At 76.6% G+C, this 17,908-nt stretch carries 19 protein-coding genes; 10 read left to right on the top strand and 9 right to left on the bottom strand.

Translation table 11 applies throughout. The annotated features are described in order from the left end of the window. Window positions 1–241: 241 nt before the first annotated feature. On the bottom strand, window positions 242–1,870 hold the full coding sequence (locus ACH5AR_RS02975) for a CehA/McbA family metallohydrolase (RefSeq protein WP_396299616.1): 1,629 nt from the start codon (window positions 1,868–1,870) through the stop codon (window positions 242–244). Window positions 1,871–2,085: 215 nt separating this feature from the next. On the opposite strand from ACH5AR_RS02975, the gene ACH5AR_RS02980 reads away from it, so the two are divergent. Further along, window positions 2,086–3,060 carry a polysaccharide deacetylase family protein gene (locus ACH5AR_RS02980; protein WP_396299617.1) on the top strand — a complete coding sequence of 325 codons (975 nt, stop codon included), beginning with the start codon at window positions 2,086–2,088 and terminating at the stop codon, window positions 3,058–3,060. Window positions 3,061–3,099: 39 nt separating this feature from the next. Here the strand turns inward: ACH5AR_RS02980 and ACH5AR_RS02985 are convergent, their stop codons facing one another. From ACH5AR_RS02985 to ACH5AR_RS03000, 4 genes are all read right to left on the bottom strand, one after another. After that, the gene (locus tag ACH5AR_RS02985; RefSeq protein WP_396299618.1) at window positions 3,100–3,483 is read right to left on the bottom strand and encodes a barstar family protein; all 384 of its coding nucleotides are present in this window, start codon (window positions 3,481–3,483) and stop codon (window positions 3,100–3,102) included. 21 nt (window positions 3,484–3,504) lie between these two features. After that, complete coding sequence (locus tag ACH5AR_RS02990; RefSeq protein ID WP_396299969.1) at window positions 3,505–4,158, bottom strand: 4'-phosphopantetheinyl transferase; 654 nt, start codon at window positions 4,156–4,158, stop codon at window positions 3,505–3,507. Between the two features lie 335 nt (window positions 4,159–4,493). Next, entirely contained in the window at window positions 4,494–4,733 is a 240-nt protein-coding gene (locus ACH5AR_RS02995) for a hypothetical protein (RefSeq protein ID WP_396299619.1), read from the bottom strand. Between the two features lie 645 nt (window positions 4,734–5,378). After that, window positions 5,379–5,570, bottom strand: a complete 192-nt coding sequence (locus tag ACH5AR_RS03000) for a hypothetical protein (RefSeq protein WP_396299620.1) — start codon at window positions 5,568–5,570, stop codon at window positions 5,379–5,381. A 264-nt stretch (window positions 5,571–5,834) separates the two neighbouring features. On the opposite strand from ACH5AR_RS03000, the gene ACH5AR_RS03005 reads away from it, so the two are divergent. Next, the gene (locus ACH5AR_RS03005; RefSeq protein WP_396299621.1) at window positions 5,835–6,320 is read left to right on the top strand and encodes a cysteine/serine endopeptidase inhibitor; all 486 of its coding nucleotides are present in this window, start codon (window positions 5,835–5,837) and stop codon (window positions 6,318–6,320) included. A 69-nt stretch (window positions 6,321–6,389) separates the two neighbouring features. Here the strand turns inward: ACH5AR_RS03005 and ACH5AR_RS03010 are convergent, their stop codons facing one another. Beyond that, window positions 6,390–7,481, bottom strand: coding sequence for a saccharopine dehydrogenase family protein (locus ACH5AR_RS03010; RefSeq protein ID WP_396299622.1), 1,092 nt, complete (start codon window positions 7,479–7,481; stop codon window positions 6,390–6,392). A 228-nt stretch (window positions 7,482–7,709) separates the two neighbouring features. Here ACH5AR_RS03010 and ACH5AR_RS03015 point away from each other — a divergent pair, with 228 nt between their 5' ends. Beyond that, the gene (locus ACH5AR_RS03015; protein WP_396299623.1) at window positions 7,710–8,354 is read left to right on the top strand and encodes a TetR/AcrR family transcriptional regulator; all 645 of its coding nucleotides are present in this window, start codon (window positions 7,710–7,712) and stop codon (window positions 8,352–8,354) included. Between the two features lie 78 nt (window positions 8,355–8,432). On the opposite strand, the gene ACH5AR_RS03020 is transcribed toward ACH5AR_RS03015, so the two are convergent. Further along, window positions 8,433–9,332 (bottom strand): LysR family transcriptional regulator, encoded by a 900-nt coding sequence (locus ACH5AR_RS03020; RefSeq protein ID WP_396299624.1) that lies wholly within the window; start codon window positions 9,330–9,332, stop codon window positions 8,433–8,435. 127 nt (window positions 9,333–9,459) lie between these two features. On the opposite strand from ACH5AR_RS03020, the gene ACH5AR_RS03025 reads away from it, so the two are divergent. The 7 genes from ACH5AR_RS03025 (at window position 9,460) to ACH5AR_RS03055 (ending at window position 15,708) form a co-directional block, all read left to right on the top strand. After that, a complete protein-coding gene (locus ACH5AR_RS03025) occupies window positions 9,460–10,410 on the top strand; it encodes an FAD-dependent oxidoreductase (RefSeq protein ID WP_396299625.1) in 951 nt (316 codons plus the stop codon). A 237-nt stretch (window positions 10,411–10,647) separates the two neighbouring features. Beyond that, window positions 10,648–11,139 carry a flavoprotein gene (locus ACH5AR_RS03030; RefSeq protein WP_396299626.1) on the top strand — a complete coding sequence of 164 codons (492 nt, stop codon included), beginning with the start codon at window positions 10,648–10,650 and terminating at the stop codon, window positions 11,137–11,139. Between the two features lie 120 nt (window positions 11,140–11,259). Then, the gene (locus tag ACH5AR_RS03035; RefSeq protein ID WP_396299627.1) at window positions 11,260–12,648 is read left to right on the top strand and encodes an NAD(P)/FAD-dependent oxidoreductase; all 1,389 of its coding nucleotides are present in this window, start codon (window positions 11,260–11,262) and stop codon (window positions 12,646–12,648) included. Window positions 12,649–12,945: 297 nt separating this feature from the next. Next, complete coding sequence (locus ACH5AR_RS03040; RefSeq protein ID WP_396299628.1) at window positions 12,946–13,908, top strand: DUF6528 family protein; 963 nt, start codon at window positions 12,946–12,948, stop codon at window positions 13,906–13,908. Between the two features lie 299 nt (window positions 13,909–14,207). Continuing rightward, entirely contained in the window at window positions 14,208–14,477 is a 270-nt protein-coding gene (locus ACH5AR_RS03045; protein ID WP_396299629.1) for a hypothetical protein, read from the top strand. Further along, window positions 14,474–15,067 (top strand): acyl-CoA thioesterase, encoded by a 594-nt coding sequence (locus ACH5AR_RS03050; protein WP_396299630.1) that lies wholly within the window; start codon window positions 14,474–14,476, stop codon window positions 15,065–15,067. The genes ACH5AR_RS03045 and ACH5AR_RS03050 overlap by 4 nt, the downstream gene beginning before the upstream one ends. Window positions 15,068–15,312: 245 nt before the next feature. Further along, the gene (locus ACH5AR_RS03055; RefSeq protein WP_396299631.1) at window positions 15,313–15,708 is read left to right on the top strand and encodes a DUF2267 domain-containing protein; all 396 of its coding nucleotides are present in this window, start codon (window positions 15,313–15,315) and stop codon (window positions 15,706–15,708) included. On the opposite strand, the gene manA is transcribed toward ACH5AR_RS03055, so the two are convergent. Beyond that, entirely contained in the window at window positions 15,672–16,937 is a 1,266-nt protein-coding gene (manA, locus tag ACH5AR_RS03060; protein ID WP_396299632.1) for a mannose-6-phosphate isomerase, class I, read from the bottom strand. The genes ACH5AR_RS03055 and manA overlap by 37 nt on opposite strands. A gap of 20 nt (window positions 16,938–16,957) precedes the next feature. After that, window positions 16,958–17,890 carry an ROK family protein gene (locus tag ACH5AR_RS03065; RefSeq protein ID WP_396299633.1) on the bottom strand — a complete coding sequence of 311 codons (933 nt, stop codon included), beginning with the start codon at window positions 17,888–17,890 and terminating at the stop codon, window positions 16,958–16,960. Window positions 17,891–17,908 lie beyond the last annotated feature (18 nt).

A 17,908-nucleotide genomic window follows, 5' to 3' on the forward strand; every position in this document is an offset into this window, starting at 1 on the left:
GGCCGGGGACGGTCGGGTAGCCGGGGCGGGGCGGTCGGAGTGCGAAGGGGCTGGTCGGCCCCTTGACCGGACAACCGACCGCCTCGTCCCTACGACTGATGCGTTTCGGGGATCAACCTAGTCCAAACGGGTGGTCCGAGTCGTCCCCCATCCGGTTCCTGGGCGGGTCGGCGGGGGAGCGGGGCCGCAGACGGAGGCGGCCGGGCGGGGCAGGAGCGGGGCGGCCGGCCGCCGACGGGCCCTACCGGTCGGCGGTGCGCAGCACGACCGGGTTGGTGAGCGCCGCCATCGGGCCCCAGGGCAGCTCCGGGCCCATCGCGTTGCCCCTGCCCGGGGTGCCGTCCGCCTTCGGGTGGCGCACCTCGGCCCGGACGTAGGCGGCGAGCGAGGCGGTGGTGCGCCAGACCACGGTGCCGGAGCCCTCGGCGGGCAGCGACTCCTGGTGCATCTGCCCCTCGTCGGTGATCAGGCGGACCGTCCCGCCGGGCACGCCGGTGACGGTGAGCCTGACGTCCAGCGGGGCGTCGGCCGGGACGGTCAACTTTTCCCCGATGCCCGCCCGGCGGCCGTCCCCGGTGACGCTGAGGTCCAGGGTGACGGCGGAGGACTCGGCCAGCCAGCTGCGCCCGGCGCGCAGCCCGTCCAGGACGGCGTCCCGGGTGAGGTCCTCGGCCAGCACCACGGTGTGCGGCGAGCCGATGGCCTGCGGCTCGCTGTGCGCGTCGCTGTTGCCCAGGGCGGGCAGCCAGGAGCGGCCCTCGCGCAGGGCGACGGCGAGCCGGCCGTCCCAGGTGTCCACCGCCGACTCGTCGTCGTACGTCCACGGGCCGTTCCACACCTCGACGGCGTCGGCCTGCTCGTAGCCGAACTTCCACTGGCAGGCGACGTACGGGCAGTACGGGTGCGCGGGCACCACCAGGCCGCCGGAGCGGTGGACCTGGCGGACGAAGCGCGGGTACTCCTCGTCGCGCGAGCGGTAGCGCCAGTCGACGAACCCGCCGGGCTCCAGGCCGAGGGCCAGCCAGTGGCCGTTGCGGGTGGTGACCTCCTCGCCGGTCAGGACCAGGAGGTCGGGGCCGGCCAGCGGGCCCCAGACGGCGTGCGAGGAGCTGGTGTTGTGGTCGGTGGAGACGATGAAGTCCAGGCCGGCCGCGCGGGCCCCGGCGGCCACCTCCTCGGGTGTGCGCCGCCCGTCGGAGTGGACGGTGTGCAGGTGGCAGTCGCCCCGGTACCAGGCGCGGCCGCGGCCGCGGGCCCGCTCCGCCGGGTAGCGCGGGGTGAACCGGGGCCCGGGGGCGCCGAAGCGGAGGGTGACCTCCACGTGGTAGTCCATGCCCTGCGGGGCGACCTGGTACGGGCCGAGGACGACGTGCCACGTGCCGGGGTTGACGGGGCCGGGGAGGTAGCCGGGGGTCGCGGCGCCGCGGGAGAGGCTGAACCCGGTGCGGAAGCCGCCGGACCAGCCGCGGAAGCCGGGGCCGCCGAGGTCGGTGCCGCGCTCGTCGAAGATGCCGATGTCGCAGGAGTTGCCCGGGGTGCCGGCCGGGACGGGCGGCTTGTCGTAGCCGTAGCTGACGGCGATCTCGCGCACGCCCTCCGGGACTTCGACCGGGAGGTACACGAAGTCGGGGCAGCCGGTGGGCAGGTGGCCGGTGAGGGTGAGAGTGCGGTCGGCGGGGGCGGCCGTGGTGGCGGCGGCGGGGGCGGCGTCCGCCCGCCCGGTGGTGGCGAGGCCCAGGGCGGTGGCGGCGCCGGTGGCGAGGCCGGTGCGCAGCAGCTCGCGGCGGGCGGGCCCGAGTGCTCCCTGGCCGGTCGGCTGGTCGGGGCCGTCGGGGTTGTCGGGGCTCGGGGTGCGGGGCTCGGTCGGCATCGGGGTCTCCGGGTCCGGTCGGCGGGCAGGCGGGCGGGTCGCTCGCGTGCCTACCCGGGCGGGTGAACCGGGGGTGAGTGGGGGCCCACGGCGGCGGGGCGGGTCGGTGAAGGAGGGCCGGGCGGGGGCGGGGGCGAGTTGCGGGGAGTGACGATCGGTCGGTTCATAGTCATGTCATCGGTTTATATGAGGACTGGCGCGGACGGGAGACGGGCATGGCGGTGAGTCGGCGGACGCTGCTCATGGTGGTGGCCGGAGGGGCCCTGGCGGGGTGCGGGACCAGGGCGGCGGGCCCGGCCTCGCCCGCACCCTCGGCGCAGGCCGAGGCGGCCTCGGCTCCGTCCGCCCTGGCTCCGTCCGCCCCGGCGATACCGTCCGCCGCGACGCCGAGCGCGCCGGGCGCCGGGCCGTCCGCCCCGGCGACGCCGACCGCGCCGGAACCGTCGCCGGAGCCCGCCCACCAGCCCGTCCAGCAGGCCCCGGCCCGGCCCGACCGGGCCACCGTGGTCGAACGGTACGGCGAGCTGGCTCCGAACGAGTGGGGGCTGGAGGTGTCCGGGGTGGTCACCGCGCTGCCGGAGGGCGAGAGCGCCACCGCGCTCACCTTCGACGCCTGCGGCGGCCCCGGCGGCAGCGGCTACGACGCCGACCTGATCGACGCCCTGCGCTCGCACGGCGTGCCGGCCACCCTCTTCCTGAACGCCCGCTGGATCGACGCCAACCCGGAGGAGTTCGAGCGGCTCGCCGCCGACCCGCTGTTCGAGATCGGCAACCACGGCACCGTCCACCGTCCGCTCTCGGTGACCGGCCGTTCCGCCTACGGCATCGCCGGAACGCGGGACGTCGGCGAGGTGTACGACGAGGTGGCGGGCAACACCCGGAAGCTCACCGAGCTGCTCGGGCACCCGCCCCGGTTCTTCCGCTCCGGGACGGCGCACTACGACGACGTCGCCACCCGGGTGGTCGCCGACCTGGGCCAGCGGGTGGCCGGCTTCTCGGTGAACGCGGACGACGGGGCCACGCTGTCGGCCGCCGGGGTGCGGCAGGAGGTCGCCTCCGCCCCGGCGGGCTCGATCGTGATCGGCCACCTGAACCACCCGGGCGGCGGGACGGCCCCCGGGGTGGCAGCGGCGCTGCCGAGGCTGCTGGCGGCGGGTCGGCGCTTCGTCCGGCTCTCGGACGTGCTGTAGGGCGGGTCCGACAGTTCTCGCCGGGCGCGCGAGGTCGGCTCAGGCCAGGCGCAGGCCGCCCGGGTGCTCCTGCTCGATCACCCGGACCAGCCAGTCGAAGACCGTCGGCCCCCGGCCCGCCCGGGCGGCGTCCAGCTCGGCGGCGATGCCCGCGCGGTTGGCGGGGTGGGCGTGCGCCAGCCGCTGCTCCAGCCGGCGCACCGTCTCCGGATGGCCGAGGTTGCGGCGGGAGACGTCGTGGTCGCGCCACTCGATGACCCAGTCCCCGTCCTCGGGCGTGCCGTAGCCGCCGCGCAGGCAGTCGGCGAAGGCGTCGAGGTTGCGGCCGAAGTAGCCGTCCGCCCCGATGGTCCGCCCGACCGCGTCCCAGAAGTCCTCCAGGGTCCTGATCTCGCTGCCGTCGATCACATAGGTCACCGTCACGGGACGAGGATATGACGCGTCCTAGGGGAAGACGGCGATGGCGGTGGCCAGCAGACCGTCCCGGACCGCCCAGCGGCCGTCGAAGCCGTCGATCCGGCGGCCGTTGACCACCGGGCCCGGCACCAGCAGCCGGGCGGTGAAGGTGCCGTCGGGGGAGAGGTCCAGCTCGGCCTCGTCGAAGTCCAGGAAGACCCGGGTCAGCGGGAACCAGGCCTTGTAGACCGACTCCTTGGCGCTGAACAGCAGGCGGTCCCACGGGACGTCCGGGTGCTCGGCCGCCAGCTCGGCGAGCCGCTGCTGCTCGACCGGCAGCGCGACGGCCTCCTGGACGCCCTCCGGCAGCGGCAGCGCGGGCTCGGCGTCGATGCCGACGGAGGCGAGGGCGCCGGCCCGGGCCACGGCCGCCGCGCGGAAGCCGTCGCAGTGGGTGAGGCTGCCGACCACGCCGTCGGGCCAGCTCGGCGCTCCGCGCAGGCCCGGGACGAGCGGGCGGTACGGGACGCCGAGCCGGGCCAGGGCCGTCCGGGCGCAGTGCCGGACGGTGGTGAACTCGCGGCGCCGCTTGTCCACGGCCCGTGCGACGGCGGGCTCCTCCTCGGGCTCCAGCCGGGCCTCCGGCGGGTCGTCGTAGGCCGCCTCGGTCACCACGACGTCCGGCAGCAGGTCCCCGATCATCCGTTCCCCCCTCGGTCGCTCGCCCGGCCGGGTCGCCGCGCGGGACGAGGGTAACCCGGGTGGAGCGATCTTGGTACGGGGAGCGGGCGGCGGGGCCCGGGCGGCCGGGACGGCCCGCCGCCCGGCACCGGCCGGCTGCTCGAAGGCGGCCGCCGCCTCGCGCAGCGCCCGGGCGACGGGCTCCGGGTCGTACGGCGCCGGCTCGCCGGGCCGGTAGGTGACGGAGTGCAGGGCGCCGGTGCAGCGGAAGGTGCGGTGCCGCTCGTACACCGGCCAGGAGACCGGGGGCTTGCGGTCGATGCCGACGCTGATGCCCTGGGAGGGCGCCGTCCCGATCAGTTGGTGGACCGGGCCGAGCCGGCCACCCCCCGCCCGGCGCCCCGGCGCCGTCCACGAGCAGCCGGAACTCCCACGGCGGGGTGGCCGACCGGCCGGCCGGGCGGCCGGGCGAAGGCCTCCTGCTCGGCGTCGTCGAGGGGCTGCTGCTGGCCGCGGAGGATGAGCACCTTGTGCTCGGACAGCGCGGCCTCCAGGGCGGTGACGGTCTCGGCGGGGAGGCCGCCGCCGAGGCGCATGCCGGGTGGCCGGGCGGCGGCCCGCCACGATCGCGCCGATCCGGCCGGCGGCGGGGGCCAGGCGCAGGGCGGTGGGGGGAGCATGACGGGGCCCGCTCGGGACGGGCATGGTGACGCTCAGTGAAGAATGACGGGTGCGCGACGGCGCGTCCCGGCGGCTGCAGGCCCTGCGGGCAGCAGACGGCTCCGCGGGGCGGCGAGCGGAGTGGGGGCGGACCGGCCCGCGCTCGGCGGACGGTCAGCGGGCGAGCGCGCCGCGACGACAGCGGCGCGGACAGCGACAGGGGACGGGGCGGACGACGGTGGGCACCGGCCCTCCTCCCCGGTCGCCGGGATCGGGTGATGGCCTCATCGTGCCGAACGGCCGACGCCCCGTCAATCGTCGTCTCCGCTGGTGGGAGCGGCTGTTGTTGCTTCGTTGCGGCTGCCTGCGGCCCCTTGCCGGGTGTTGCGGCGGATGACGGTGGGATGGCGGGCGTGCTGCGGGAGGCCGCTCGGCCTTGCCGCCCGGGGGGCGGGGTCACTGATTCTCGGAGCGGACGTGAGTCCGGGCCGGCGCGGGCGGTCGCCGCTCCGGGGCCGACGCCTGCCCGGACACCGGTGCCATGGCGCTCATGTGACGCTCGGTGACAGCGGCGCGGCGGGCTACTGTCCGAGCAGGCGCGCGAAGTCCAGCCCGAGGCTGCCGAGGACGGGCAGCGCACCGAGGTCGGTCACCCCGGCGACCGGGATGCTGTAGCCCTGGTTCACCTCGCGGGGCGCCGCGCCGGCGGTGACGGGTGCGGTGGCCGGGAGCAGGACGGTGCCCAGGAGCAGGGCGACGAGCGAGGTGCGCATCTGGAGGGCCTCCGGAGGACTCGGGGTGACGGCCTGTCAACACCTTCCGTGGCGGGGCGGTCACGCATCTTCGCCCCTTCGGCCGCATTGGTAAAGATGCTTGCCTTGTGTTCATGCCAACAGTGTGGAGGTCTGGACCACCGTGTGGGCGGGCGCATACGTTTCCTCCCCGGGGCGGACGTTCGGTCGACGAACTGTCGTACTGATGTGTCGGGTTCCGAATGTCATGCCCATGACCTGCACCGCAACCGGAGGGAACGAACCATGCGCGCCATCGGCAAGAACCTCAGGATCCTCGCGGGCGCCCCGCTCGCCGCAGCCGCCCTGATCGCCCTCACGGCCGGCACCGCCAGCGCCGCGATACCGATCAACAAGCCCATGAGCGGCAAGGCCACCTACTACAACGACGCCGGCTACGGCGCCTGCGGCACCCAGATCAACGCCGCCACCCAGATGCTGGTCGCCGTCTCGCACACCTGGTGGACCGCCGCCAACCCCAACAACGACCCGGTCTGCAAGGGCATCTCGGTCAAGGTGACCTACCAGGGCAAGACCGTCACCGTCCCGGTGAAGGACCAGTGTCCCTCCTGCGACTCCACCCACATCGACCTCAGCCAGCCCGCCTTCGCCAAGCTGGCCCCGCTGGACAAGGGCGTGATCACCGGCCTGAGCTGGCAGTTCGTCAAGACCGCCCTGAACGGTGAGACCGTCGAGCTCTCCGCCCCGATCACCGGCTCCACCATCGGCTGATCCCGCCACCGAGCGCCGTGCCCGCCCCCGCGAACGTCGAGCGGGGGCGGGCGCGGCCGTCGCGGCTTCTCAGAGCGGCGCGAGCCCGACCCCGGCACAGCCCTCGCGCAGCACGTCGAGGCCGAAGGCGTCCAGCGGCCCGAGGACTCCGGCGCTCCTCGCGGGGTGGTCGGCGAGGCGCCGGGCGCCCCAGGCCATCAGCTCGGCGGTGAGGTCGTAGATGCCGGGCCCTTCGAGGTGCACCTCGGCGAGCGGCCCGGCGCCGCCCGAGGCGACGGCCACCACGTGGGTCCGGGTGCGGGCGCGCTCGGCGGCATCCGGGCCGGGCGGGCCGCCGAGCGGGCGCTCCAGGGCGCCGAGCAGCCGCCGCCCGGCCGGGTGCCGGGTGAGCGCGTCGGCGACGGCCGACACGGCGCTGATCGGCCGGCTGAGCGCCGGGAACCAGCCGTTGTAGACGGTGACCTCGTCGAGCTCGGGGAACGCCTCGGGCAGGAAGAGCACCTCGGTCCCGGAGACGAGGAAGGCGTTCCGCCGCCGGCCGCGCACGGTGAACGGGCGCACGACGGAGGCGGTGCGCTCGTCGACCAGCCGTCGGCGCCGCCAGCGGGCGGAGGGCAGGGTCAGGCCGTCGCGCATGGTGGTACGGGTGCCCCGGCTCAGCCCGCGCCGCAGCGAGCCGGTGGCGAAGTACCCGATGTCGAGGCTGCGCGCGCCCTCCCCGGCGCGTTCCGCGGCGAGGGCACCGGCCAGGATCCCGGGCACGTAGTCGTAGCCGAAGGCGGGGAGCATCACCGAGCCGGCGGCCCGGGCGCGGTCGTGCAGCCGGTCGTGCAGGGCGCGGACGAAGCCGACCTCGCCGGTGGAGTCGAGGTAGTGAGCCCCGGCCTCGGCGGCGGCCTCGGCGACGGGGTGCCCGAAGCGCTCGAAGGGGCCGACGGTGGTGACCAGCACGTCCCCCGGGCGCAGCAGCGCGCGCAGGCCGGCCGGGTCGGCCGCGTCCACCACGGCGTGGTCGAGCCCGCCGAAGCGTTCGGCGAGGGCGGCGAGCGGGGCGGCGGTGCGGCCGGCGAGCAGCGGCCTGGCGCCCTGCCGCACCAGGGCGGGCAGGACCAGGCCGCCGGTGTAGCCGGTGGCGCCGAGGAGCACGATTCGGCTGGTCATCGGGGGTCTCCTTGGGTGGACTGCCGGGTGTGCCCGGCGGTCGTCGGTCGGTCGGGTGGACGGCGGGAGCGGCGTCCGGGCGGGCGGTGGGGACGGTGTCGGGACGGGCGGTCTCCGTCCGGGTGGGTGGTGGTGCCGTATGACCAGCGGTCATGTGACCAGTGGTCGCACGGTACGATCGGAGGCGTCCCGAGGTCAAGCGGGACCGTGACACCAAGGAGGTCGGCGGTGCCGACGGGGACCTGGGGCCGACTGCCGGCCGCCCGCAGAACGGCCGTGCTCGCGGCCGCGGAGGCGGAGTTCGCCGCCCGCGGCTTCAGCGGGGGGAGCCTCAACACCATCTGCCGGGAGGCGGGAGTCTCCAAGGGCAGTCTCTTCCAGTACTTCGCCGACAAGGCGGACATGTACGTCCACCTGGCCGATCTCGCCGGCGCCCGCGTCCGGGCCGCGCTGGAGGCCGAGATCGCCCGGCTCGACTGGGCCGCCGACTTCCACGGCTCCCTGGCCGCGCTGACCGCGGCCTGGATCCGGTACTTCGACGAGCACCCGCTGGAGCGTGCCCTGACCGCGGCCGCCGCCCTCGAAGCCGACCCGGCCGCCCGCACCCCGGTGCGCGCCGCCGTCGACCGCCACTACCTCGCCGTGCTGCGCCCGCTGCTGGACAAGGGCGTCGCCGAGGGGTGCCTGCGCCCCGGCACCGACACCGAGGCGCTGCTCTCCCTGCTGGTCCTCGTCCTGCCCCACCTGGCCCTCGCACCGCACGTCCAGGGGCTCGACCCGGTCCTGGGGCTGGCGGAGGGCGACGGCGAGCACGCCGTCGCGACGGCGCAGCGGGTGATCGGCGTGCTGCTGGGGCCGTACCGGGCGGGCTGACGGCGCCGGGGGCCGGGCCCGGCGGGCATCACGGCGCCGGGCGGGTTCACGGCGCCGGGCGGGCGCGACCGCCCCGCTTCAGCCGCCCGGCAGCGGCGGGGCCATCGCGAGCAGCAGCTGGACGGCCGGCGGCGCGGTGCGGGGATGGTGGGCCAGCCCCAGCGTGACCGTCGGCACCGGGGCCGTCAGCCGGCGCAGGCAGACGCCGGGGATCCGGAACACCCGGGCGCGGCCCTCCGGGATCGGTGCGATGCCGTAGCCCGCCGCCACCGCCAGCAGGAGCTGCTCGTCGTCCGGCTCCTCCCGGACGATCCGCGGCGCCCCGCCGGGCCACAGCTGCCCGGTGATCAGCGCGTGCATCCCGGGCCCGTTCTCGCGCGGCCAGAGCACCACCGGCTCGTCCACGATCCGGTGCCGGCCGATCCGCGCCCGGCTGCGGGCCAGCGGATGGCCGGCCGGCACCGCGAGCAGCAGCTCCTCCTCGGCGATGATCCGGCAGGCGAGCTCCGGCTCGTCCAGCGGCGGCCGGACGAACGCCGCGTCCAGCCGCCCCGCGAGCAGCTCGGCGACGCTGTGCGAGGTCCAGGTGGTCTGCAGCGCGACGTCCAGCCGCGGGTACCGGTTGCGGAACTCCGTCACCAGCGCGTCGCAGACCCCGCCTCGGGCGGAGCGGGTGTACGCCACCCGCAGCCGCCCCTCCCGCCCCCGCACCACCGCCGCGAGCCGCTGCTCGGCCTGCGCCACCTCCTGCAGCACCCGTCGGGCCTCCTCGGCGACCGCCCGTCCGACCGGCGTCAGCGCACAGCCCTTGCTGGTCCGCTCCACCAGCTGCACGCCCAGCTGCCGCTCCAGCGCCTTGACCTGCTGGCTCAGCGCCGGCTGCGCCACGTGCAGCCGGCGGGCCGCCCGGGTGAAGTTCAACTCCTCGGCGAGCAAGGAGAAGTAGCGCATGCGCCGCAGATCCATCCGCAGATCCATCCGGCGATGATAAGGGCGGCTTATCGCCCGGGGACAGACCCGGTCTTGGACGGCCGGCGGTGCGGGCGGATTTCCTGGGGAGGGCCGCCGACACCCGGTGGGCGGCGCTCGGGAGGAGGGGTTCGCGATGGACGTCGTCGTGGTCGGGAGCGGGATCATCGGGCTCACCACAGCGGTCCGGCTGCAGGAGAAGGGGTTCCGGGTGGTCGTGGTGACGGCCGACGGCCCGCTGTCCACCACCTCGGCCGTCGCCGCGGCCGTCTGGTTCCCCGTCGCCACCGGCACCGACCAGCGGGTGGCGGACTGGTCGGCGACCGCGTTCGCCGAGTTCGCCCGCCAGGCCGGGCAGGGCGTGCCCGGCGTGTCGATGCGCAGCACCCGGATGCTGGCGCACGAGCGGCAGCCGGAGGGCCTGCCCTGGTGGGGCCACGCCGTCCCCGACCTGCGCCGGCTGACGGCCGCCGAACGCGGACCGGCCTGCGCGGACGGCTGGTCGTTCACCGCCCCCGCCGTCGAGATGCCGCTCTACCTGCCCTGGCTGCTCGGCCGGTTCGTCGACAACGGCGGCGAGATCGTCCACCGCCGCCTCGACGTCCTCGACCAGGCCCGGGTCTGGGCGCCCGTCGTGGTCAACGCCACCGGGATCGGTGCCCGGCAGCTGTGCGAGGACCGGGCCGTCCACCCGGTGCGCGGCCAGCTCGTCCTGGTCCGCAACCCCGGACTGCCCAGCTCGACCCGCATCCAGGACGACCCGTCCGGCTACACCTACGTCCACCCCCGCAGCACCGACGTCGTCCTCGGCGGCACCTTCGAACCCGACGACTGGAACACCGCACCCGACCCGGCCACCGCCGAGGCCATCCTCGCCCGCTGCACCGCCCACGTCCCCGAACTGCGCGGCGCCCGGGTCATCGACCACGTCGTCGGCCTGCGTCCGGCCCGCCACGGCGGCCCGCGCCTCGAAGCCGACGGCGATGGCCGGACCGTCCACACCTACGGCCACGGAGGCGCCGGCGTCACCCTCAGCTGGGGCTGCGCCGACGCGGCGGCCGCACTGGTCTCGGCCGCGGCGGCGTGACCGGCGCGCCGTCCCGAGGGGGTGTGGGACGGTTCCCGCCGGGTGCGCGGCGCCGGGGCGCGCGCCTCGCCGCCCGACGTGTCGGACACGCCCCGGGTCCGCCTCCGGGAGGCCGCGCAGGCGGGCCCCGCCCCCGGACGCGGCGGGGTGCCGGGGCGCGGGGCCCGGGCGGTCTGGGAAGGTGGTGCACGCCGCCCCGGTGGCGGGGCGGCGGTGACCGGAGAGGACTGCCCGGAGATGGCCGAGAAGCCGGTGTTGTACGTCGTCGTCTGCGCGGCGGGAGTCGCGGGCGGGGTGGGGGAGCTGATCGCCGCCGCGCGGCAGCAGGGCTGGGACGTGGGGGTGGTGGCCACTCCCGACGCGATGCCGCTGATCGACGCCGAGGCCCTCGTCGCGCAGACGGGGCACCCGATCCGCTCGGCCTGGCGCAGGCCGGGGGAGCCGCGCCCGCTGCCCGACCCGGACGCGATCGTGGTCTCCCCGGCCACCTTCAACACGATCAACAAGTGGGCCCTGGGCATCTCGGACACCCTGGCCCTCGGCATCCTCTGCGAGTCGTACGGCTGGGGCGTCCCGGTCGCCGTCCAGCCGTGCCTCAGCGCCGCCCAGGCGGCGCACCCGGCCTACGCCGAGAGCCTGGCGAAGCTGCGGCGGATGGGCGTGCGGATCGCGGACTCCACGCCGGGCACGTACGACTGGACGCGGGCCCTGGAGCTGCTGCGGGACTGACAGGGTGGCCGGCCGGGCCCGGTGATCCTGGCACTGTGAGGGGTGGCCCGCGCCGCTCGGCCGGCGGTAGCGTCCCGGCAGGTCGGCGAGGGTACGGGGCGAGGGTACGGGAGGTGTCCGGTGACGGCGGTCAACGGCGGGGTGTCGTTCTGGTACGCGGCGGACGGGGTGCCCGGGCCCGGCCCGGCCCTGCCGGGGAGCCGGGACGTCGACGTGTGCGTCGTCGGCGGCGGGTACACCGGCCTCTGGACGGCCTACTACCTGCGGAAGGCCGACCCGTCCCTGCGGATCGCCCTCCTCGAACAGCGCTTCTGCGGCTACGGCGCCTCGGGGCGCAACGGCGGCTGGCTGTACAACGGCTTCGCGGGGCGCGGCGCCTTCGCCGAGCGGTACGGGCAGCAGCGCGCCGCCGCGATGCAGCGGGCGATGGACGCGACGGTCGGCGAGGTCGTCGACGTCGCCGCGGCCGAGGGCATCGAGGCGGACATCGTGCGCGGCGGTGTCCTGGAAGTCGCCCGCAGCAAGCCGCAGTTGGACCGCCTACGGGAGCACGTGGCGAGCGAGCGGGCCTACGGCGAGGGCCGGGTCGAACTGCTCGGCGCGCGGGAGGCACGGGAGCGGATCGACGTGGCGGGCGCCCTCGGCGGCTGCTGGACCCGCCACGGCGCCCGCATCCAGCCCGCCCGGCTCGCCCGCGGACTCGCGCGCACCGTGCGGGAGTCGGGCGTCGGGGTGTACGAGGGCACGCCCGTCACCGCGATCCTGCCCGGCACCGGCCAGCGCAGGCCCCGCGCCGTCACCCCGTACGGCACCGTCACGGCCGACCGCGTGCTGCGTGCCACCGAGGGCTTCACCGCCGGGCTGCGCGGGGAGAAGCGCACCTGGCTGCCGATGAACTCGGCGATGGTCGCCACCGAGCCGCTGCCCGCCGAGTTCTGGGCGGGGGCGGGGTGGCAGGGCCGGGAGGTGCTGGGCGACTTCGCGCACGCCTACATGTACGCCCAGCGCACCGCCGACGACCGGATCGCGCTCGGTGGCCGCGGCGTGCCGTACCGGTTCGGCTCGCGCACGGACTCGGACGGCAGCACCCAGGTGGCGACGGTGCTCCAGCTCCGGCGGATCCTCGACCGCTTCTTCCCGGCCGCCGCGCGGGCCCGGATCGAGCACGCCTGGGCGGGCGTGCTCGGCGTCCCCCGGGACTGGTGCGCCACCGTGGAGCTGGACCGGGCGAGCGGGCTCGGCTGGGCCGGCGGGTACGTCGGCAGCGGGGTGGCCACCGCCAACCTGGCCGGCCGCACCCTGCGGGACCTGGTGCTCGGCCGCGACACCGAGCTGACCGCGCTGCCCTGGGTGGGCCACACCGTGCGGCGCTGGGAGCCGGAGCCGCTGCGCTGGCTCGGGGTGCACGCGATGTACGCCGCGTACCACGCCGCCGACCGGCAGGAGGAGGCCGGCCGCGCCACCACCTCGCCGATCGCCCGGATCGCGGACCTCGTCGCCGGGCGCTGAGCGCCGGGCGCCCGGCGACGCTCGCCGCCGGGCAGTGCGAGCCGGGGCGTGCGGAGCCGGGGCGTGTGGAACCGGCCCCCGAACCCGCGGTCAGCGCCGGGTTGACGCCCCGGCGCCCGGGCCCGTGCGGCGGCCGCCGCCGCGGCGGCCCTCCCGCCAGGATGGCCGGATGACAGCGAACACGGCGGATCCGCCGCCGGTGCCCCCCTTCCTCCCGCCGGCCCGGGGCCCTCGCGCCGCTCGGCCGTTCGGACGTGCCGCCGAGCGGAGTCGGCCGCCGGCGACGACGGTGAAGGCGTGCTGAGGAGAACCCTGCCGGCCCTCGCGGCCGCCCTGCTGCTCTGCGCGCCCGGAAGCGGCGCGTGGGCCCGGTCGCCGGGCTGGCAGGTGGCGGTCGTGGACCAGGCCTCGCGCCGGGTGCTGGTGCTGCAGAGCGCCGAGGAGCTGATGGCCTACCGCGGGCCGGACCGGCTGCCGGTGGTCTGGGGCTGGAGTGCGGACGGGGCACCGGAGTTGGCGGATCTGGCGCCCGCGCGCAGCTGGACGAACCCGGACGAGGCGAAGTCCCGTGTCCGGCAGGGGCGTCGCTACCTGCTGACGACGGCCTCCGGCGGGCTGGCCGCCGCCGTGGACACCGTCACCGGCCGCGTCCACTGGGCGGCGGACCTGGGCGGCGCCGCCAACCCGCACAGCATCGAACTGCTGCCGGACGGCAACGTGGCCGTGGCCGCGAGCACCGGCGGCTGGGTGCGGCTGTACGCGGCCTCGCAGGGGCCGCGGGCCGCCGGGTACGCCCAGTTCCCGCTGCCCGGCGCGCACGGGGTGCACTGGGACGGGCGGAGCGGCCTGCTCTGGGTGCTCGGCGACACCGTCCTGACCGGGCTGCGGGTGGGCGGCACCCCGGCGGCGCCCACCCTCACGGCGGTGCGGAGCAGCCCGCTGCCGGACCGCGGCGGGCACGACCTGGCGGGCGTCCTGGCGGCTCCCGGGCGGTTCTGGGTGACCACGCTGACCGGCCTGTGGCGCTACGACCCGGCCACCGACCGCTTCACCGCCGTGCACCTGGCCGACCGGGCCGCCGAGCGGGACCTCAAGAGCGTCGGGGACGAGCCCGGGACCGGCCGGCTGCTCACCGTGGCACCCGAACACGCGGCTCCGTGCGACTGGTGCACCTCGGTGATCACCCTGCACCGGCCGGAGGGCGAGCGGTCGCTGCGCGGCACGCACCTGTACAAGGCGAGGTGGTGGAGTGGCTGGTAGCAGATCCCGGACTCCGGGGAGCCGTTTCCGGCGTGCGCGTCGGGGATACCACCCGAATTGCGGACGGCATTCGGATGATGGGGCATATTGTGTGCACCGACAAACTACTCCGATGGAGGTCAGTTTCCCGTCGCGGTCCGCAAACCATCCGTCGACCCCGGTCGGCTGGGATAGCGTCGTGGGGTCGGGGGGTCGACACCGATCCGGTGTAATCGAACGCTAGCTACCGGGCCGTAATGGCCGAATGAGTCATGGAGAAAAACATGCGGAATTTCCCTGCGGAAAACCGGCCGGATGGAGTGGACGACCTTCAGCTCGCGATGGAGTCACTGGCCGCCTTCCCGTCCCGCAACGCGGCGAGCGGGGCGGATGTGATCGAACGGCTCGCGGCCGTCCACGACCTGTGCCGGGCGGTCGACGCGGTGCTGGACAGCCTGGTCGTCCAGGCCGCCGCCGAAGCCGCCGAGGAGGGCTGGACCGCGGCCCGGATGGCGGCCGAACACTCCGGCTACTACGCCAGGTTGCAGCGCGCGCTGCTCCCCGCCGGCGCCGGGCTGACCCGGCAGTGAACGCGGCGCAGCCGGGCGTGCACGTGCTCTCCTGCCCCACCAGGTGGAGCGACGTGGACGAGAACGGGCACATCAACAACGCCCGTCTGGTCGGCTACATCCAGGAGGGGATTTACGACCTGTTCCGCCACCACGAAACCGCCGTGCGGGAATCGCTGTTCCCGGCCGGGTTCATTATCGCCCGGCACGAGATCGACTACCTGGAACAGGTGCACCACCGGCCCGAGCCGCTGTCGGTGCGGCTCACCGTGGAGCGGCTCGGGCGCAGTTCCGCCCAGGTCGAGGTGAATGTCTGCCGGGACGGGCTCAGCTACATGCGGGCGCGGACCGTGGTGGTCGCCCGGGACCGCGAATCCGGCCGCTCGCGGGCGCTCAGCCCGGCCGAGCGGATCTTCCTCTCGGCGTTCATGACGGACGCGGCCCGGGCCCAGGCGGTCCTGGCGGCCACCACGGTGACCGCGGCGACGGCCACCGTCGCCACCGGGGTGCCCGCGACGCCCCCGGCGCAGCGCGTCCCGGCGGGCCTGCCCGCGGGCGGCCTCGCGCCGGCCCGGCGCCCGCGCCGGCGGTGCCACGCCTCGGCGGGGTGACCGCGCGCACTGCCGGGACGGGGTGATCGGCAGTGGCGGGGCGATCAGCAGCGGCGGGGCGGGGCGATCGGCAGCGGCGGCCGGTTCCGAAGGCGCCGGGGCGAGTTACGCTGAGCAGCACGGGCACCGGTACGTCCCACGGCGGTCACGGACCGCGATCCCCGTCCTGGCCCCAGCGCCCGGGGCCCGGGACGCGCGGGCCGCCGTCGGCCCGGCCGGAGCCCGCCGACCGGAAGGAGGACGCGATGACCATCTCCTGGGAGGACTTCCTCGCCCGCGTCGTGGAGCGCGGCGAGTACCGGGGCGAGGCCGAGGCGGACCACGCCGCCCGGGTCGTGCTGGCCCTGCTCGGCGAGCACCTGGTGGGGTCCGAGCGGACGGAGCTCGCCGACGCGCTGCCCGCCACCTACGCCTCGCTGCTGCGCGACGCCGGGCCGGCGGCCGAGCCGCTGACCGCCGAGCGCTTCGTGCAGGCCGTGGTGGGGTGGATCGACGGGGCGACGCCGGCGACGGCGCAGTGGGACATCGGGGCCGTTCTCAGCACCGTCGCCGACCTCGTCCCCGGGGAGCTGCTGGACCGCGTGATCGAGCAACTCCCGGACGGCTACGACCTGTTGTTCGGCCACCCGACACGGGCCTGAGCCGCTGCGCGCGGGGGGTGCCCCGCCGTCGGCCGCGGCTGCCCGGTGGTGGCCCGGAACAGCTCGGCGCCGGGGCCGGTGAGCGCGACCGGCCCGGCGCCCGGCGGCAGGTAGGCCGAAGCGCCCGCCGGCAGCGCGAGTGCGGAGCCGTCCGCGGCCCGCAGCCGGGCCCGCCCGGCGACACAGAGCAGGATCTGCGGGCCGGGGAGGTCGACCCGGAGGTCCGCGGCGCCGGGGCGCAGCCGGGAGAGCCTGAACTCCTCGGCGGGCGAGGGGTATTCCTCCTCGGCCCCGCCGCCCGCAGGGCGCGGGGCGAGCACCCCGGGCTCCCCGGGGCGGAAGGACGTGACCGCCAGCAGGCCGTCCACGTCCACGTGCTTGGGTGTCAGGCCGCAGCGCAGCACGTTGTCCGAGTTGGCCATCAACTCCACGCCCACGCCCCGGAGGTAGGCGTGCGGCACCCCGGCGTCCAGGTACAGCGCCTGCCCGGCGGTGAGCCGGACGTGGTGGAGCAGCAGCGCCGGGAGCAGTCCCCGGTCGCCGGGGTACTCGTCGGCGAGGCGGGCGTACGCGGCGCAGCTCGCGGCATACGGCCCGCCGCCGGCCGCGGTGCGACGCAACGCCGCGGTGACGGCGGCGAGTTCGGAGCCGTCGGCGGCCAGCCCGGCGCGCAGCAGCCCGGGCAGCACGGACTCGGCGGGGCCGGTGCGCAGGGCGGTGCCCCAGTGCGGCAGCACGCCGAGCGCGTCCAGCAGCCGGGCGCTGCCGGCCGTCGGCCGGAAGCCGCAGAGCGCCTCGAAGTCGCCGAGCGCACAGAGGAGTTCGGGCTTGTGGCCGCGGTCCTTGAACACCCGCTCCGGGGCGTCCGGCGGCACGCCCCGGGCCTGTTCCGCCGCGTACCCGGCCTCGGCCTGGGCGCGGGTGGGGTGGACCTGGAGGGAGAGCGCCCGGTCGGCGGCCAGCACCTTGAACAGGAACGGCAGCTCCGGGCCGAACCGCCGTACGGTGTCCGCTCCGAGCAGGCCCTGCGGGTCGGCGGCGATCAGCTCGTCCAGCGGCCGCGGCCCGTCGTCCCCGAGGAGCAGCGAGGGCGCCGACGGGTGGGCGCCGAGCCAGAGCTCGGCCTGCGGGGTGCCGTCGGGGGCGGTGCCGGTGAGCGCGGGGATGGCGGTGGGCGAGCCCCAGGCGTAGCGGCGGACGGGGTTGCGCAGAAGGGCGAAGGGCGGCATGCGGGCGGCTCCGGGGAGGTTCAGCGGCAGAGCGCGGCGGCGCCGATCAGCCCGGCGTCGGTGCCGAGCTCGGCGCGGCGCACGTCCAGGCCGCGGACGTACGAGAGGGCGGCGTAGCGGTCGAGGTGGCGGGCGAGCGGGGCGAACAGCACGTCCCCGGCCTCGGCCACGCCGCCGCCGACGACGACCCGGGAGAGGTCCACCAGGGCGGCCGTGGCGGCGATCCCGGCGGCCAGCGCCTGGGCGGCGCGGTCGAAGGAGGCGAGCGCGAGCGCGTCGCCCGCGGCGGCGCAGGCGGCGACGGCACGGGCCGTCCGGTCGCCGTCCACGGGCCGCCAGCCGGCGGCGAGCGCGCGGCGGGCGATCGCGGTGCCGCTGGCCAGGCCCTCCAGGCAGCCGCGGGAGCCGCACGGGCAGGGCTCGCCGTCCAGGTCGACGGTGACGTGGCCGAGGTGGCCGGCGTTGCCGCTGGGGCCGGGGCGCACCGCGCCGTCGAGCACCAGCCCGGCACCGACGCCGGTGGACACCACCAGGCAGAGCGCGTTCGCGGTGCCCCGGGCCGCGCCCTGCCAGTGCTCGGCGGCGGCCATCGCCACGCCGTCCCCGGCGAGGCGGACGGGCAGCGCGCGGGCCGCCACCGCGGGGTGCGCGGCGACCGCGGCGACCAGCGGGAAGCCCCGCCAGCCGGGGATGTTGACCGGGCTGACGGTGCCGCCCGCGAGGTCGACCGGGCCGGCGCTGCCGATCCCGACGGCCGTCACGGCGGCCCAGTCGGCCGTCCCGGCGAGCTGCTCCAGCACCCGGTGCACCACGGCGAGGACGGCCGCGCCCGGCTCGGCGGCCGGGGTGGGCAGCTGGACGCGGTGCCGCAGCCGTCCGGCGGCGTCGACCAGCGCGCCGGCGATCTTGGTACCGCCGATGTCGAGGGCGGCGAACAGCGGGGTGAGCGGCACGGCGGGCTCCAGGAGGTA

This window comes from Kitasatospora sp. NPDC018619, assembly GCF_044391605.1.
GTDB lineage: Bacteria > Actinomycetota > Actinomycetes > Streptomycetales > Streptomycetaceae > Kitasatospora.

Excerpts from the sequence above, each read along its gene's own strand:
- ACH5AR_RS02975 (WP_396299616.1), bottom strand. The coding sequence starts at position 1,870 with ATGCCGACCGAGCCCCGCACCCCGAGCCCCGACAACCCCGACGGCCCC.
- ACH5AR_RS02980 (WP_396299617.1), top strand. The coding sequence starts at position 2,086 with ATGGCGGTGAGTCGGCGGACGCTGCTCATGGTGGTGGCCGGAGGGGCC.
- ACH5AR_RS02990 (WP_396299969.1), bottom strand. The coding sequence starts at position 4,158 with ATGATCGGGGACCTGCTGCCGGACGTCGTGGTGACCGAGGCGGCCTAC.
- ACH5AR_RS02995 (WP_396299619.1), bottom strand. The coding sequence starts at position 4,733 with ATGCGCCTCGGCGGCGGCCTCCCCGCCGAGACCGTCACCGCCCTGGAG.
- ACH5AR_RS03000 (WP_396299620.1), bottom strand. The coding sequence starts at position 5,570 with ATGCGCACCTCGCTCGTCGCCCTGCTCCTGGGCACCGTCCTGCTCCCG.
- ACH5AR_RS03005 (WP_396299621.1), top strand. The coding sequence starts at position 5,835 with ATGCGCGCCATCGGCAAGAACCTCAGGATCCTCGCGGGCGCCCCGCTC.
- ACH5AR_RS03010 (WP_396299622.1), bottom strand. The coding sequence starts at position 7,481 with ATGACCAGCCGAATCGTGCTCCTCGGCGCCACCGGCTACACCGGCGGC.
- ACH5AR_RS03020 (WP_396299624.1), bottom strand. The coding sequence starts at position 9,332 with ATGGATCTGCGGATGGATCTGCGGCGCATGCGCTACTTCTCCTTGCTC.
- ACH5AR_RS03025 (WP_396299625.1), top strand. The coding sequence starts at position 9,460 with ATGGACGTCGTCGTGGTCGGGAGCGGGATCATCGGGCTCACCACAGCG.
- ACH5AR_RS03030 (WP_396299626.1), top strand. The coding sequence starts at position 10,648 with ATGGCCGAGAAGCCGGTGTTGTACGTCGTCGTCTGCGCGGCGGGAGTC.
- ACH5AR_RS03055 (WP_396299631.1), top strand. The coding sequence starts at position 15,313 with ATGACCATCTCCTGGGAGGACTTCCTCGCCCGCGTCGTGGAGCGCGGC.
- manA (WP_396299632.1), bottom strand. The coding sequence starts at position 16,937 with ATGCCGCCCTTCGCCCTTCTGCGCAACCCCGTCCGCCGCTACGCCTGG.